The 15296-nt window shown below is 67.4% G+C and carries 11 protein-coding genes; 9 read left to right on the top strand and 2 right to left on the bottom strand.

Features of this window, described 5'->3' with window-relative positions; all coding sequences use genetic code 11:
* The first annotated feature begins 286 nt into the window (after positions 1-286).
* The 9 genes from QRO91_RS06445 to QRO91_RS06405 all read left to right on the top strand — a co-directional run bounded on the left by QRO91_RS06445 (position 287) and on the right by QRO91_RS06405 (position 13158).
* Positions 287-694: a DUF2946 domain-containing protein gene (locus QRO91_RS06445; protein ID WP_049429886.1), complete on the top strand. Its 408-nt coding sequence runs from the start codon at positions 287-289 to the stop codon at positions 692-694.
* 71 nt (positions 695-765) lie between these two features.
* Positions 766-2829 carry a TonB-dependent copper receptor gene (locus QRO91_RS06440; RefSeq protein WP_049429887.1) on the top strand — a complete coding sequence of 688 codons (2064 nt, stop codon included), beginning with the start codon at positions 766-768 and terminating at the stop codon, positions 2827-2829.
* A gap of 300 nt (positions 2830-3129) precedes the next feature.
* Entirely contained in the window at positions 3130-4236 is a 1107-nt protein-coding gene (locus QRO91_RS06435) for an efflux RND transporter periplasmic adaptor subunit (RefSeq protein WP_049429888.1), read from the top strand.
* On the top strand, positions 4233-7358 hold the full coding sequence (locus tag QRO91_RS06430) for an efflux RND transporter permease subunit (protein ID WP_049429889.1): 3126 nt from the start codon (positions 4233-4235) through the stop codon (positions 7356-7358). Before QRO91_RS06435 ends, QRO91_RS06430 begins: the two co-directional genes overlap by 4 nt.
* A complete protein-coding gene (locus QRO91_RS06425) occupies positions 7351-7947 on the top strand; it encodes a GNAT family N-acetyltransferase (RefSeq protein ID WP_049429890.1) in 597 nt (198 codons plus the stop codon). Before QRO91_RS06430 ends, QRO91_RS06425 begins: the two co-directional genes overlap by 8 nt.
* A gap of 240 nt (positions 7948-8187) precedes the next feature.
* Positions 8188-9705 carry a sodium:alanine symporter family protein gene (locus QRO91_RS06420; RefSeq protein WP_049429891.1) on the top strand — a complete coding sequence of 506 codons (1518 nt, stop codon included), beginning with the start codon at positions 8188-8190 and terminating at the stop codon, positions 9703-9705.
* A complete protein-coding gene (locus QRO91_RS06415) occupies positions 9698-10531 on the top strand; it encodes a TrmH family RNA methyltransferase (RefSeq protein WP_049429892.1) in 834 nt (277 codons plus the stop codon). Before QRO91_RS06420 ends, QRO91_RS06415 begins: the two co-directional genes overlap by 8 nt.
* 176 nt (positions 10532-10707) lie before the next feature.
* Complete coding sequence (locus QRO91_RS06410) at positions 10708-11694, top strand: hypothetical protein (protein WP_100443668.1); 987 nt, start codon at positions 10708-10710, stop codon at positions 11692-11694.
* 12 nt (positions 11695-11706) lie between these two features.
* The gene (locus QRO91_RS06405) at positions 11707-13158 is read left to right on the top strand and encodes a sodium:alanine symporter family protein (protein ID WP_049429894.1); all 1452 of its coding nucleotides are present in this window, start codon (positions 11707-11709) and stop codon (positions 13156-13158) included.
* A 61-nt stretch (positions 13159-13219) separates the two neighbouring features.
* Here the strand turns inward: QRO91_RS06405 and QRO91_RS06400 are convergent, their stop codons facing one another.
* Both QRO91_RS06400 and mscL read right to left on the bottom strand, forming a co-directional pair.
* On the bottom strand, positions 13220-14641 hold the full coding sequence (locus QRO91_RS06400) for a M28 family peptidase (protein WP_049429895.1): 1422 nt from the start codon (positions 14639-14641) through the stop codon (positions 13220-13222).
* 242 nt (positions 14642-14883) lie between these two features.
* Positions 14884-15288 (bottom strand): large-conductance mechanosensitive channel protein MscL, encoded by a 405-nt coding sequence (mscL, locus tag QRO91_RS06395; RefSeq protein ID WP_049429896.1) that lies wholly within the window; start codon positions 15286-15288, stop codon positions 14884-14886.
* Positions 15289-15296 lie beyond the last annotated feature (8 nt).

Genomic DNA, 15296 nt, shown 5'->3' with positions numbered 1-15296 from the left:
ACTCAACAGTCCACAAAACCTAGACCGACCAACTCTGCCAAGCCGAGCGGCGGGGGGGGGCGCGCGGCGGGTGGGGTCGGGGGGGGGGGGGGCGGGCCCCCCCCCCCCCCCCCCCGCCCCGGCCGCCCGCCCCCCCCCCCCCCCCCCCCACCCCGCCATCCCACGGATTGCCCGCTTTTGACGTTGACGTTGATTCGGCAGGTGCAGGGCGCAGCCCTGCCGACAAACCCCCTCCTGCGACGGTTCGTCGCACGGGCAACCCTCGACCCGCCTCTACACTAGCGGGGTGACCCGCCTGTCCCGCCCGCAGCGCCTTCTGCTCCAGCTCGCCATCCTGGCGACGCTGCTGATGGTGCTTGCGCCGCTGGTCAGCCGCGCGCTGCAGGCGCCGCCGATGGACCACGCCGCCATGGGCCATGACATGCACGACATGGCCATGGCCGGGCACGATCATCATGGCGCTGCGCCGGCAGCGCCCAACCGCCCCGCCGATCCCCACGCCATGCACGGCGAAGCCTGCGAGTACTGCGTGCTGGCCATGCGCCTGCTGCCGTGGCTGGCGGTGCTGGTGCTGCTGTTGCCGTTGCTGTGGCGGCCGCGCCTGGTGTTCCCGTGGTCGCAGCAGGTGCTGCCCGCGCTGCACTGGCCAGCACATGCCGCACGTGGGCCACCACGCGTCTCCATCGTCCGCTGATATCCCCATGAATCTGCCGCACGACGCCTGACCGGGCGCCGTGCGCGTGTGCGTACCCTGGAGCTGTTCCGATGAAAATGACTTCCCGCCCCGCGGGCGCCTGCGCGCGCCTGCCGGTTGCCCTTGGCCTGGCCGTGGCCACGTCACTGGCCCACGCTGCGCCTGCCGAAGAAGCGCGCACCCTCGACACGATGGTGGTCACCGCCGCCGCACCGTCCTCGCCGCTGCACTGGGTGACCGATCCGCGCCTGCCGCGGCAGCCGGTGCCGGCCAGTGATGGTGCCGATTACCTGAAAACCGTTCCCGGTTTCTCCGCCATCCGCAACGGCGGCACCAACGGCGACCCGGTGCTGCGCGGCATGTTCGGGTCGCGCCTGAACATCCTCAGCAACGACGGCAACCTGATCGGTGCCTGCCCGTCGCGCATGGACAATCCGCTGTCCTACATCGCCCCGGAGAGCTTCGACCGCCTGACCATCATCAAGGGCCCGCAGAGCGTGCGCTGGGGCGCAGGTGCGTCGGCAGGTACCGTGCGCTTCGAGCGCGACACGCCGCGCTTCGAGGAGCCGGGCGTGCGTGCCGATGCCAGTGCGCTGGTCGGTTCGCGCAACCGCAACGACCAGGTACTGGACCTGACCCTGGGCAACCCGACCGGCTACGTGCGTGCCAGCGGCAACCGCTCCGAAGCCGATGACTACAAGGACGGCCACGGTGACGTGGTGCCGTCGAAGTGGCGCAAGTGGAACGGTGATGTGGCGATCGGCTGGACGCCGGATGCCGATACGCTGCTGGAAATCTCAGCCGGTGCCGGCGATGCGATCGCGCGTTATGCCGGGCGCGGCATGGACGGCGCCGCGTTCGAGCGCACCAGCTACGCGGCACGCTTCGAGAAGCGCAACCTGCCGGGCGCGTGGGACACGGTGCAGGCCAACGTGTACTACAACGAAGCCGACCACGTGATGGACAACTACACGCTGCGCACGCCGAATCCCAACAGCATGATGCCGATGCCGATGGCCTCGAACGTGGACCGCCGTACCCAGGGCGGCCGGGTCAGTTCCGAGTGGCGTTGGCAGGACGTGCAGCTGGTGGCGGGTGTGGATGGCGAAGACAGCCGCCACCGCGGCCGCATGGGCATGGGCCGCGATACCTACCGGCAGGCGGCGTGGGAGACCGATGCCAGCTTCCGTCGCTATGGCGTGTTCAGCGAACTGACCCTGGGCGCCGGCACCGACCAGCGCTGGATCAGTGGCCTGCGCATCGATCGCGCCAGCGTGCGCGATGAGCGGCAGTCGATCCGCGGCATGATGGGGAACATGCCCAATCCGACCGCAGGCCAGCGTCGCAAGGAATGGCTGGGCAGTGGTTTCCTGCGTTACGAACAGGACCTGGCCAACGGCCTGACCTGGTATGCCGGTCTCGGTCACAGCCAGCGCATGCCCGATTACTGGGAGCTGTTCTCGCCCGATCACGGTCCGGCCGGTGCACCGAACGCGTTTGCCGGCATCCAGCCGGAGCGCACCACCCAGCTCGACGTCGGCCTGCAGTACAAGGGCCCACGCGTGCAGGCCTGGGTCTCGGCCTACGCCGGGCAGATCCAGGACTACATCCTGTTCACCTATCACGGCAGCGGCATGATGGGCATGAGCCAGGCCAGCAACATCGATGCGCGCATCGCCGGTGCCGAGGCAGGGCTGGAAGTGAATGTGGCCGAGCAATGGAAACTGGGGGGCACGCTGGCTTACGCCTGGGGCGAGAACCGCGACCAGCAGCGTCCGCTGCCGCAGATGCCGCCGCTGGAAGCGCGCCTGAGTGCGAACTGGGAAGGCCAGCGCTGGAGCGCGGGGGCCTTGCTGCGCGCGGTGACCCACCAGCATCGTGTCGCAGATGGCCAAGGCAACGTGGTGGCCCAGGACCTGGGTCCCAGTGCTGGTTTCGCCACGTTCGCGCTCAACGCCGCCTATCGCTTCAGTTCGCAGCTGCAGCTCAGCGCGGGTGTCGACAACCTGTTCGACCGCGCCTACAGCGAGCACCTGAACCTGGCCGGCAGCGCCGACTTCGGCTTCCCGGCCGATCCGGTGCGCATCAACGAGCCCGGGCGCAGCGTCTGGATGAAGGTGAATTACCGGTATTGATCCGCCAGGCATGGCCCGGCGCTACCCATGCACCGGGCAAAAAAACGGGGCCGGATCCCCGCCAGGATCCGCCCCCTGCCCAACGCCCTCGGTCGGGCAGCTTCGACTCTACGATGGCAACGCCTGCCGTGCACGGCTGGATACACCCCGACACACGCCGACACTGCCGTCATCAGCCTTGCATGGAACGGGTTCAAGGCGCTATCGCGATGCCGGCTCCACGCCGGTAAACGCTTGGCACATACCGCTTTTGCAGGCCCTTGCCTACACTCGGCGGCCGTGGATCAATCAGGACCGTTCATGTTGGCTCGTATCGCTTCGACCCTGGCCCTTGGCCTCAGCCTGGCCGTGCTGGCCGGGTGCGCAGGCAAACAGGAGGCCGCCGCGCGTCGGCAGGGCGAAGCAGTGCCGGTTACCGCGCAGGTGGTGCAGCCCACGCAGTGGAACGACACCCTGCAGGCACTGGGCACCGCCAAGGCGCGCGAGTCGATCAGTGTCACCGCCAAGGTCAGCGAGATCGTCGAGAAGGTGCATTTCGAAAGCGGCCAGCACATCGCCGCCGGTGCGCCGATCGTGACCCTGCGCGGCCAGGCCCAGGAAGCGGCGCTGGTGCAGGCGCAGGCCACGTTCCACGAGGCCGACCAGCTGTACAAGCGCCAGCGCGAGCTGGCCTCCCAGCGGTTGGTGTCCAGCGCCACGCTGGATACGCAGAAGTCGATCCGTGATGCCGCTGAGGCGCGCGTGATGCAGATGCAGGCCGACATCGGCGATCGCCGTGTGCGCGCACCGTTCGCCGGCGTGCTCGGTATCCGCCAGGTCAGCCCTGGCTCGCTGGTGACCCCGACCACGGTCATCGCCACGCTCGACGACATCGAGCACATGCACATCGATTTCCAGGTGCCGGAAGTGGAACTGGCCGCGCTGGGCGTCGGTGACAAGGTCAGTGCCACCAGCGTGGCGTGGCCGGGCCGTACCTTCGAGGGCGTGGTCAGCACCATCGACGCACGCATCGATCCGGCCACCCGCGCGGTGACCGTGCGCGCCGACTTCGCCAACGGCGACCACGCACTGCGCCCCGGCATGCTGCTGGACGTGCGCCTGTTCCGCCCCGAGCGCCCGGCGCTGGTGGTGCCGGAAATCGCCGTGGTGCAGGTCGGCCGCGATACCTTCGTGTACCGCATCAAGAACGACGACAGCGTCGAGCGCGTGGACGTGGTGACCGGTGCGCGCCGTGCCGGCGTGGTCGAGATCAAGCAGGGCCTGGAGGCCGGCCAGCGCATCGTGGTCGACGGCACCGGCAAGCTGCGCCCGGGCCTGAAGGTCGCGGCCAAGGATGCGGCACCGGCCAGCGGTGCGAAGCCGGCTGACGCGTCGGCACCGGTCGCGGCCGAGGGCCACGGCGGATGAAGCTGTCCGACATCTCCATCCAGCGGCCGGTGTTCGCCGTGGTGATGAGCCTGCTGTTGCTGGTGCTGGGCGTGATGTCCTTCACCCGCCTGACCCTGCGCGAACTGCCCGCCATTGATCCGCCGATCGTGTCGGTGTCGGTGGACTACACCGGCGCGTCGGCGGCGGTCATCGAAAGCCGCATCACCCAGGTGCTGGAAGACGCACTGGCCGGCATCGAAGGCATCGATACGATCAACGCGCGCAGCACCAACGGCCGCTCGCAGGTCAGCATCGAGTTCACTTCCAACCGCGATATCGAAGCGGCGGCCAATGACGTGCGCGATGCGGTCAGCCGTGTCGCCGACCGCATGCCGGAAGAAGCGCGGCCGCCGGAAATCGCCAAGGTCGAAAGCGATGCCGACCCGATCATCTGGTTCAACATGGTCTCCTCGACCATGGACACGCTGGAACTGAGCGATTACGCCGACCGTTATGTGGTCGATCGTTTTTCCAGCCTCGATGGCGTGGCCCAGGTCCGCATTGGCGGTCGCCAGCGCTATGCGATGCGCATCTGGCTGGACCGTGACCAGCTGGCCGCACGCGGGCTGACCACCGGTGATGTGGAAACCGCGCTGCGCAACGAGAACGTGGAACTGCCTGCCGGGCGCATCGAGTCGACCGACCGCGATTTCACCCTGCGCGTGGAGCGCAACTACATCAAGCCCGAAGACTTCGCCACCATCCCGCTGGGCAAGGGCCGCGACGGCTACGTGGTGCGCATGGGCGACGTGGCGAAGATCGAGCTGGCCTCGGCCGAGCGTCGCGCGTACTACCGCAGCAACGGCGAGCCGGGCATCGGCCTGGGCATCGTCAAGACCTCCACCGCCAACTCGCTGGACGTGGCGCGCACGGCGCGTGCCGAAGCCGAACGCGTTGCGCTGTCGCTGCCCAAGGGCACGCAGATCTTCGTGGCGTTCGACAACACCACCTTCATCGAAGCCGCTGTGGACCGCGTCTATGCCACGTTGGTGGAGGCGATGATCCTGGTGCTGGCGGTGATCTGGCTGTTCCTGGGCAGCTTCCGTGCCGCACTGATTCCAGCGGTGACCGTGCCGGTCTGCCTGGTGGCTGCGTTCATCGCACTGTATGCGTTCGACTTCTCGATCAACCTGCTGACCCTGCTTGCCCTAGTGCTATGCATCGGCCTGGTGGTGGACGATGCGATCGTGGTGGTGGAGAACGTGCAGCGCCGCATCGACCTGGGCGAGCCCCCACTGGTGGCCTCCAAGCGCGGTACCACGCAGGTTGCCTTCGCGGTGATCGCCACCACCGCCGTGCTGGTGGCGGTGTTCCTGCCGGTCGGTTTCCTGGAAGGCAATACCGGCCGCCTGTTCCGCGAACTGGCGGTGGCGCTGGCGGCAGCGGTGGCGTTGTCCGCGTTCGTGGCACTGACGCTGACGCCGATGATGGCCTCCAAGCTGCTCAAGCCGCACACCGGACACGCCCCGCGCGGCCTGCATGGCTTCATCAACCGCAATCTGGAACGCCTGGCCTCGGGCTACGGCCGCGTGCTCGACCACCATGTCGACCGCACCTGGATCTACCTGCTGGTGATGGTGGCCGCGCTGGCCGCCAGCTGGGGCCTGCTGAAGCTGCTGCCGTCGGAACTGGCGCCGGCCGAAGACCGCGGTTCGTTCCAGATCATGATCGACGGCCCGGAAGGCGCCGGCTACGACTACACCGTGCAGCAGGTGCAGCAGGTGGAAGCGCTGCTGGCCCCGCACGTCGGTCCGGACAAGCCGATCGTGCGTGCCAATCCGCGCGTGCCGGGTGGTTGGGGCGCGAGCGAGGAAATGCACACCGGCCGCGTCAGCATCTTCCTGCAGCCGTGGCGCCAGCGCAGCGAGGCCACCCCGGATGTGGCCAACGCACTGCAGAAGGAACTCGATACCATGCGCGGCGTGCGCGTGCGTACCCAGGTCGGTGGTGGCCTGGTGCGCAGTGGCGGCCAGCCCTTCCAGATCGTGCTGGGCGGGCCGGAATACGCGGAGATCGCGCAGTGGCGCGACCGCATCCTGCTGCGCATGGCCGACAATCCCGGCCTGGTCGGCCCGGATTCGGACTACAAGGAAACCCGGCCGCAGATGCGGGTGAACATCGACCGCCAGCGCGCGGCCGATCTCGGCGTGCCGGTCACCGCGATCGGTTCGGCGCTGGAAACCATGATGGGTTCGCGCCGCGTCACCACCTTCGTCGACAACGGCGAAGAGTATGACGTGCTGGTGCAGGCCGGTCGCGATGGACGCGCCAGCCCGGCCGACCTGGCTGCGATCCGCGTGCGTGCCACCTCCGGTGAGCTGGTGCCGCTGTCCAACCTGGTTACGCTCAGTGAAGTGGCCGAGGCGGGCACCCTGAACCGCTTCAACCGCCTGCGCTCGATCACCATCACCGCCGGCCTGGCGCCGGGCTATCCGCTGGGCGAGGCCATTGCCTGGGCGCAGAACGTGGCCCGCGAAGAGCTGCCGCAGTACGCACAGGTGAACTGGAAGGGCGAATCGCGCGAGTACCAGAGTGCCGGTGGCGCAGTGCTGCTGACCTTCGCCATGGCCCTGCTGGTGGTGTACCTGGTGCTGGCCGCGCAGTTCGAAAGCTTCATCCACCCGCTCACCATCATGCTGACCGTGCCGCTGGGCGTGCTCGGTGCGCTGGTCGGCTTGTGGGTGAGCGGGGGCACGGTGAATCTTTTCAGCCAGATCGGCATCGTCATGCTGGTCGGCCTGGCGGCGAAGAACGGCATCCTCATCGTCGAATTCGCCAATCAGCTGCGCGACGACGGGCGCACCGTGCGCGAGGCGATCATCGAATCGGCGATGGTGCGCCTGCGCCCGATCCTGATGACCTCGATCGCCACCGTGGTGGGTGCGATCCCGCTGGTGGTGGCCGGTGGTCCCGGCTCGGCCAGCCGTGGCACCATCGGCATCGTGATCATCTTCGGCGTGACCCTCTCGACGTTCCTGTCGCTGTTCGTGGTGCCGGCGTTCTACGCGCGACTGGCCCCGTACACCCGCTCGCCGGAAGCGGTGAAGCGCGAACTGGAGAAGCAGGAAGCCGAATCGCCGTCGGTGGGTGGGCATGCCTGACGCTCGCGCCGACGGGGTCGGATCGGGGGTCGGATCCCGTTCCCAACGGGAAAGGGCTCTGACCCCACCCCTGCAAGGCGACGGCTTCCAACTTCGCCCCTGGCGCCCCGACGACCTCGAATCACTGCTGCGCCACGCCAACGACCCCGACGTGTCCCGTGGCCTGCGCGACCGCTTCCCGTACCCCTACACGCGTGCCGACGGCGAGGCCTTCCTCGCCGGTCGCGTGCTGGCGCCCGGTACCCTGAATCTGGCCATCGAGATCGACGGCCAGGCCTGCGGCAGCGTCGGCGCGCAGCAGGGCAGCGCCGAGCGCGGTCATATGGCTGAACTCGGCTACTGGCTGGGCCAGGCCTACTGGGGCCAGGGCCTGATGACCCGCGTGGTCGGCCTGTTCGCGCCATGGGTGATGGACGAGCTGCGCCTGTTCAGGCTGCAGGCCGGGGTGGTCGACTTCAACCTCGGCTCGGCACGTGTACTGGAAAAGAACGGTTTCCAGCAAGAGGGCGTGGATCGCTGCGCGATCTACAAGCGGGGCGAGCTGCACGACCTGCGCCGCTTCGCCCGGGTACGCACGCAGCTTCCCTGAGCAGCCGGGGAGGGGGAGGGGTAGAGTCGACTGTCAGTCGACTATCGCGCGCAGCGCGGGCTCTTTTGCAACCGGGGCCAACGGCAGTCGACTAACAGTCGACTCTACCGCCGCTATTCCGGCCCTCCCGAGGCCGCCTGCCTTCTGCCGCTACCGCAGTGGCCTTCGATCAGGGAGAATCGACCGGTCCCTTCCAGCCGACGGGACGTCCTTACAACCCGCCGACTGGAGAGAGCGCGCGTGGAAGCTACCGTACATTTCATCAACAGCATCATCTGGAGCAAGGCACTGATCTTCATGTGCCTGGCCGCCGGCCTGTTCTTCAGCCTGCGCACCCGCTTCATGCAGATCCGGGGTTTCGTCGAGATGTGCCGCCTCACCGTCAGGGGTGAGAAATCCGACGCCGGCGTGTCCTCGTTCCAGGCCCTGGCCATGTCGATGGCGGGCCGCATGGGCATCGGCAACATTGCCGGCGTGGCTACCGCCATCGCCTTCGGCGGCCCCGGTGCGATCTTCTGGATGTGGGTGATGGGCTTCCTCGGCGCGTCCACCTCGTACGTGGAATGCACCCTGGCGCAGATCTACAAGACCAAGGACGCCGAAGGCCGCTACCGCGGTGGCCCCGCCTACTACATCGAAAAGGCCATGGGCCTGAAGTGGTACGCGCTGGCCTTCGCCATCGCCACGATCATCGCTGCCGGCTTCCTGATGCCGGGCGTGCAGGCCAATGCCATCGCCGACAGCATCATCAACGCCTGCCGCGGCACTGCCCTGTGCGGTCCGCTCGATGGCCAGGCCTTCGGCATGGAGTCCGTGCAGGCGCTGAAGCTGGGCATCGGCATCGTCGTGGCCCTGCTGCTGGGCGTGGTGATCTTCGGTGGCGTCAAGCGCATCGCCAACTTCGCTGAAGTGGTGGTGCCGTTCATGGCAGCCGGTTTCATCCTGATGGCCATCGTCATCATGATCATCAACTACGACCGCGTGCCGGAAATGTTCGGCATCATCTTCAAGAGCGCCTTCGGCACGCACGCGGCGTTCGGCGCGATGATGGGCCTGGCGGTGGAGTGGGGCATCAAGCGCGGCATCTACGCCAACGAAGCCGGCCAGGGTTCGGGCCCGCATGCGGCGGCCGCCTCGGAAGTCTCGCACCCGGCCAAGCAGGGCTATGTGCAGGCCTTCGCCATCTACTTCGACACCATGATGGTGTGCACCGCCACCGCGTTCCTGATCCTGGCCAGCGGTACCTACAATGTGTACTCGCCGGTGCCCGGCGCCGCGCCGATCTTCCAGGGCCTGGCCGGCATTCCGGAAGGCGCGGGCTACGCGCAGGCTGGCGTTGAAGCGGTGCTGCCGGGCTGGGGCTCGGCGTTCGTCTCGATCGCCATCTTCTTCTTCGCCTTCACCACCATCATGGCGTACTACTACATGGCCGAGACCAACCTCAGCTATGTGAACCACAACAAGAAGCGCCCACTGACCGTGCTGCTGCTGCGCCTGGGCATCATCGGCATGGTGGTGTTCGGCGCGTTCCACAATGCCACCCTGGCCTGGGCGCTGGGTGACATCGGCGTGGGCCTGATGGCCTGGCTGAACATCATTGCCATCCTCATCATCCAGAAGCCGGCGATGCTGGCCCTGCGTGATTACGAACGTCAGAAGAAGCTCGGCCTGGATCCGATCTTCGACCCCGATGCCCTGGGCATCAAGAACGCCGATTTCTGGCGTCAACGCAAGCTGGAGTTGTCCCGTAGTGAATGATCCCTGGAAGAATGCCCGCCGCCCGTCGTCGCGACCGCCGCGGGCCACCCCGCTGCCTCCGCGTGAGGGCGGCACCCCGCCGCCGCCGGGGCGCGGCAACGACGAACTGCGCCTGTATGGCTGGAACGCCGTGCAGGCCCTGTTCGCCAAGCGCCCGCAGGCGCTGCGCAAGCTGTACCTGGTGGACGCGCTGATTCCGCGCATGCAGCCGGTGCTGAAGTGGTGCGTGGCCAACCGCGTGGGCTATCGCGTCGTCGAGGAAGGCGACCTGAACAAGCTGGCTGCCACCACCCATCACGAAGGCCTGGTGGCCGACGTGCTGCGCGCGCCGGTTGTGCCGCTGGCACAGTGGCTGGCCGATCTGGGCGAAGGCCCGGCGCTGGCGTTGTGGCTGGACGGTGTCGGCAATCCGCACAATTTCGGCGCGATCCTGCGCTCGGCCGCGCACTTCGGGGTCAAGGCGCTGCTGCTGCCGGCAGGCAGCACGCTGGCGCTGTCCGGTGCTGCCGCACGCGTGGCCGAAGGCGGTGCGGAATCGGTGCAGCTGGTGCAGTTGCCGGAGACCGCGGAGGCGATGGCACAGCTGCGCAGCGCCGGTTTTGGCCTGGCCGCGACGCTGGTTGAGGGCGGTGATGACGTGTTCCGCGCGTCGCTGCCGGACCGGCTGGTGTACGTGATGGGCGCCGAAGGCGAGGGCATGGACCGTGGCCTGGCGAGCCAGTGCGATCTGCAGGTCTCGATTCCTGGCAGCGGCGCGGTGGAGAGCCTGAACGTGGCCTCGGCCACGGCGGTGCTGCTGGCGCAGTGGGCCAGCCGACGCGGTTGAGCCCCGTGACCGAGGTCAGATCCCTCGCCCAGGGCGGGGGCTCTGACCCTGGGCGGCAGCTTAGTACGCTTTGCAACGCGCATGGCGTGCTGGTGATTTGAAACTTTCCTTATTGGTTCGCCATTCCCGGCGACGCAGGGTGGAACTCCAACCCTCGTTGTCCCGGAGTGGCTGTCATGTCCCATCTGCAACGCACCCTGTCCGTGTCCCTGCTGCTGGCCAGCGCGCTGGCCAGTGCCAGTGCCTGCGCCAACGAACGCAGCCTGGAAAACGTCAATTTCATGGGGCCGTTGATCACCCCCAATCCCGCGGGCCTGCCGCAGGGCCGCTGGTTCCTCGAACCCTATCTGGTCCGCGTCGACAGCAACGCCTACTACGACGCTGACGGCGAGCGTCGGCGCAGCGCGCAGGACAGTGGTGCGTGGGCGGTCGTCATGCCGGTGATGTACGGCTTCAGCGACCGCATGATGGGCCAGGTCAACCTCAGCGCGTCGCGCTCCGAATCCGGCAGCGCGCGCAGCAGTGGCTTCCGCGCCGGCGATACCACCGCCCGCCTGCAGTACCTGCTGCAGGCACCGAATGCGGACGGCACCCGTCCCGCTGTTTCAGTGGCGCTGGTGCAACGCTTCAGTACCGGCAGTCACGATCGCATCACCGGCAATGCGCTGGATGCGCAGGGCGATGGCGTGCAGCGCACCACAGCTGCGTTGGGCGTGCAGCAGGTGGTGTGGATGGGCAACGAGCGGCCAATGCGCTGGCGCGCCCAGCTCAGCGCAGGGCCTGCACCGTCGCGCACCGCCATTTCCGGCGCCAGCGTGTATGGCACCGATGACAGCTTCCAGGGGCACATCGCGCGTGGTTCGGTGCTGGGTCTGTCGGTGGCGGCCGAGTACAGCTTCAACCCGCGCTGGGTGGGCGTGATGGAAGTGGCTGCCAGCCGCGAGACTGGCCAGCGGCTCAGCGGCTTCGCGCGCAACGCCGGAGGCGCCATCGAGCGCATCGACGAGCATCGCCCGGCCAGCCGCAGCGTCACTCTGGCACCGGCAGTGGAGTACCACTTCAGTCCGTCGCTGGGCTTGATCGCCGGCGTGGAATTCACCGTGGATGGACGCAACACCGGCCGCATCGTCAGCCCCCAGGTCGCCCTGGGCGTGTTCTTCTGAGGGGCGTTGCATATGAGCATCGAATCGATCGTCAATGCCGTACTGGGCATCATCTGGAGCCCCTGGCTGGTCGTGCTCTGCCTGCTGGCAGGTCTGTATTTCAGCGTGCGCACGCGCTTCATCCAGCTGCGCGCGCTGCCAGACATGCTGCGCCTGATGTTCCGTCACGAACGCTCTTCTGCGGGCGTCTCACCCTTCCAGGCCTTGTCGTTGTCACTGTCCAGCCGGGTCGGCGTTGGCAACATTGCCGGTGTCGCCATGGCCATCTCCTTCGGCGGGCCGGGTGCCATTTTCTGGATGTGGGTCGTGGCCTTCCTCGGCGCTTCCAGCGCCTTCATCGAATCGACCCTGGCGCAGATCTACAAGGAGCGCGACGCCAGCGGCCAGTACCGGGGCGGCCCGGCTTACTACATCGAAAAGGGCCTGGGCCAGCGCTGGTACGCGGTGATGTTCGCGCTCGTTACTGTTCTGGCCGGGGCGATGCTGGCGGGTACCCAGTCCAATGCCATCACCAGCGCGGTGAACGAGGCGTGGGGCATACCTGTGGCAGGCACCACGGCGGTGTTGCTGGTCGTACTTGCGGCCGTGCTGTACGGCGGCGTGCGGCGCATCGCCCGGGTAGCCGAGTGGGTGGTGCCGATCATGGCCGTGGCGTATCTGCTGGTCGCGGCCGTGGTCATGGTGATCAACGTGGACAAGGTCCCCGAGGTCTTCGGCCTGGTGCTGCGCAGTGCCTTCGGTGTGGATGCTGCGTTCGGCGCGATGATCGGTACCGCAATCCAGTGGGGCGTGCGCCGCGGAGTTCTATCCAACGAGGCGGGCATGGGCAGTGGTGCGCATCCGGCCGCTGCAGCGGAGGTCTCGCATCCGGTCAAGCAGGGCCTGGTGCAGTCGTTCTCGGTCTACATCGACACCATGGTGGTATGCAGCGCAACGGCCTTCCTGATCCTGTCCACCGGGCTGTACAACGTCTACGAGCCGGCCGTGAAGGGTGTTCCCGATGAAGCGCGCCTGCTGTTCGCCAGCCTGCCGGGTGTCGAGGCCGGTCCACGCTTCGTGCAGCATGCGGTGGAATCGGCGCTGCCGGGCTTCGGCAAGTCGTTCGTCGCGCTCGCTATCCTGCCGTTCGCTTTCACCACCATCCTGGCGCTGTACTACATGGCCGAAACCAATGTCAGCTACCTGTCCCGGGATCGTCCCGGGCGGGGGACCATCACCGGCTTCCAGTTGCTGTTCCTGGCTGCCACAGGCTACTCGGCAGTCAACACTGCGACGGTGGCCTGGGCCTTGGGCGATATCGGCGTGGGCATGATGAGCTGGTTGAACATCATTGCCATCCTGCTGCTACAAAGGCCTGCCCTGGCCGCACTGCGCGATTACGAGGCGCAGAAACGCAAGCAGCGTGATCCACTGTTCAAGCCGCAGACGATCGGGATACGCAATTCGCGGGTTTGGGAGGGCTAATGCGATCAGGGGTCAGAACCCTCGCCAATAGCGAGGGCTCTGACCCTGCGGCGCTACCGCATCACTCGTTCGGCGGCGTGGTCGCCTTGGCTTCGCTGCCGAAACTGCCATCGGCTTCCGCGGCCAGATACGCGAATACCGCATAGGCGGCCACGTTCTGTGCCAGTGCCTTCGGGTCGATCTTGTCCAGCGTGTCGTCGGCGGTGTGGTGCAGGTGGAAGTAGTCCGAACCATCCTGCGCCAGCCACGCCCACGCGCCGCCCTTGGCGGCCAACGGGCCGACGTCCGGGCCCGGGCCACCCTTGTCGGCCTGGTACTCGATGCCCAGCGGCTTCATCACCTCGGCAATCTGCTTGGTGGCTTCGCGCGAGCCTTCCGGATTCGGCGAACCGGTATTGAAGGCATAGATGCGGCCCGCACCGAAGTCGCTTTCGGCGGCCAGCTGGTGCAGGGCTACGTCCTTGGCGTGTGCTTCGGCGTAGGCCTTGCCGCCGTACAGGCCCTGTTCTTCATTGGCGAAGGCGATCACGCGGATGGTGCGCTTCGGTGCCTGCTTCAGCAGGCCGATCAGGTGACCAGCAGCCATGGTGATGCCCACGCCCGCGCCGTCATCGACCGCGCCGGTGCCCAGGTCCCACGAATCAAGGTGGCCGCCGATCACCACCACTTCCTTCGGCAGACTGCGGCCGGTGATCTCGCCGATTACGTTGTACGAGGTCGCCGTGCCATCCCAGCCGCAGTCCAGCGCCACCTTCACCGTGGTGCTGCCACGGGCCAGCAGGCGGGCCAGCTGGTCGGCATCGGGCACCGACAGTGCGGCTGACGGCACGGGGGTCAGGCCATCGTCAAAACGGGTGATGCCGGTGTGCGGCACGCGGTGCGAATCGGTGCCGGCCGAGCGCATCAGGAAACCCACCGCGCCCTTGCGGATCGCCTCGGACGGGCCCTTGCTGCGGATCGCGCCGCCACGGCCGTAGTCGCGGCCATCGCGGAACGGCAGCATCTGGTAATCGACGAAGGCGATCTTGCCCTTCAGCGAACCGGCCGGTGCGGCCTGCAGCGCGGCCAGGTCGGCGAAGCGCACCACCTCGGCCTCCACGGTGCCGCCCGGGCTGCCACCCAGTGCGGTGATCTGCAGCGGCTGCGGGTTCCTGCCGGTCACGGCGGCGTGTTCACTGCGGCGCTCCCACTTCGGGAACGTCACCGGCTCCTTCCACACCTTGTCGAAGCCGAGGGCCTTGAACTTGGCCTCAGCCCAGGCCACGGCGCGGGCGTCGGCTTCGCTGCCGGCAATGCGCGGACCGATTTCGGTGGTAAGCGATTCGACCACCTTCCAGCCGGTGTCGTCGGCCAGTGCCTGATCGCGCAGCTGTGCAGCGGTGGCCAGCGATGCCGGGGGCAGGGTAGTGATGTGCGGCGCCGCAAAGGCCGGAGCGGCCAGCAGGGCGAGGGAGGATGCGATGGCAAGGACGCGGCGACGCATGGGCAACTCCGGAAGGGACCAAGCCTTGGAGCTTAACAGTCGTTCAGGCCCGCGCATGGGCGGGAGGTCATGCCTGGCGCGAACGCTGTTTTCCGCCATGTCCGGCAAAGCGAAAGCCCCGCCGGAGCGGGGCTTTCACCTGCTTCTGTAGAGCCGAGCCCATGCTCGGCTGCCTTTTGCAGATCAGCCGAGCGTGGGCTCGGCTCTACAGGTGGGAGGGGCGCCGACGGCACCCGGTACCCTTACTTCTTCAGGCTGTCGCGGATCTCGCGCAGCAGCACCACTTCCTCGGCCGGGGCGGCCGGTGCTGCTTCCTGCTTGCGCGACAGGCGGTTGATCGCCTTGACCACGATGAAGATGGCGAAGGCCACGATCACGAACTGGATGACGGTGTTGATGAAGTCGCCATAGCCAACCACCACGGCCGGAATCTCCTTGCCATCCGGGCCCAGGTGAGCCGGCGACAACGTCCAGGCCAAGCTGGAGAAGTCCACGCGGCCGATCAGGTAGCCCAGCGGCGGCATGATGATCTTCTCGACCAGCGCGGTCACGATCTTGCCGAAGGCCGCGCCGATCACCACGCCGACGGCGAGGTCGATGACGTTGCCGCGCATCGCGAATTCCTTGAACTCGGTGAGCATTCCCATTGTTGTTG

It is taken from the genome of Stenotrophomonas maltophilia group sp. Smal32 (genome assembly GCF_030237085.1).
Taxonomy (GTDB): domain Bacteria; phylum Pseudomonadota; class Gammaproteobacteria; order Xanthomonadales; family Xanthomonadaceae; genus Stenotrophomonas; species Stenotrophomonas maltophilia_Q.
Note: the sequence above shows the minus strand (reverse complement) of the source record. Positions and strands in the feature narration are given on the sequence as shown.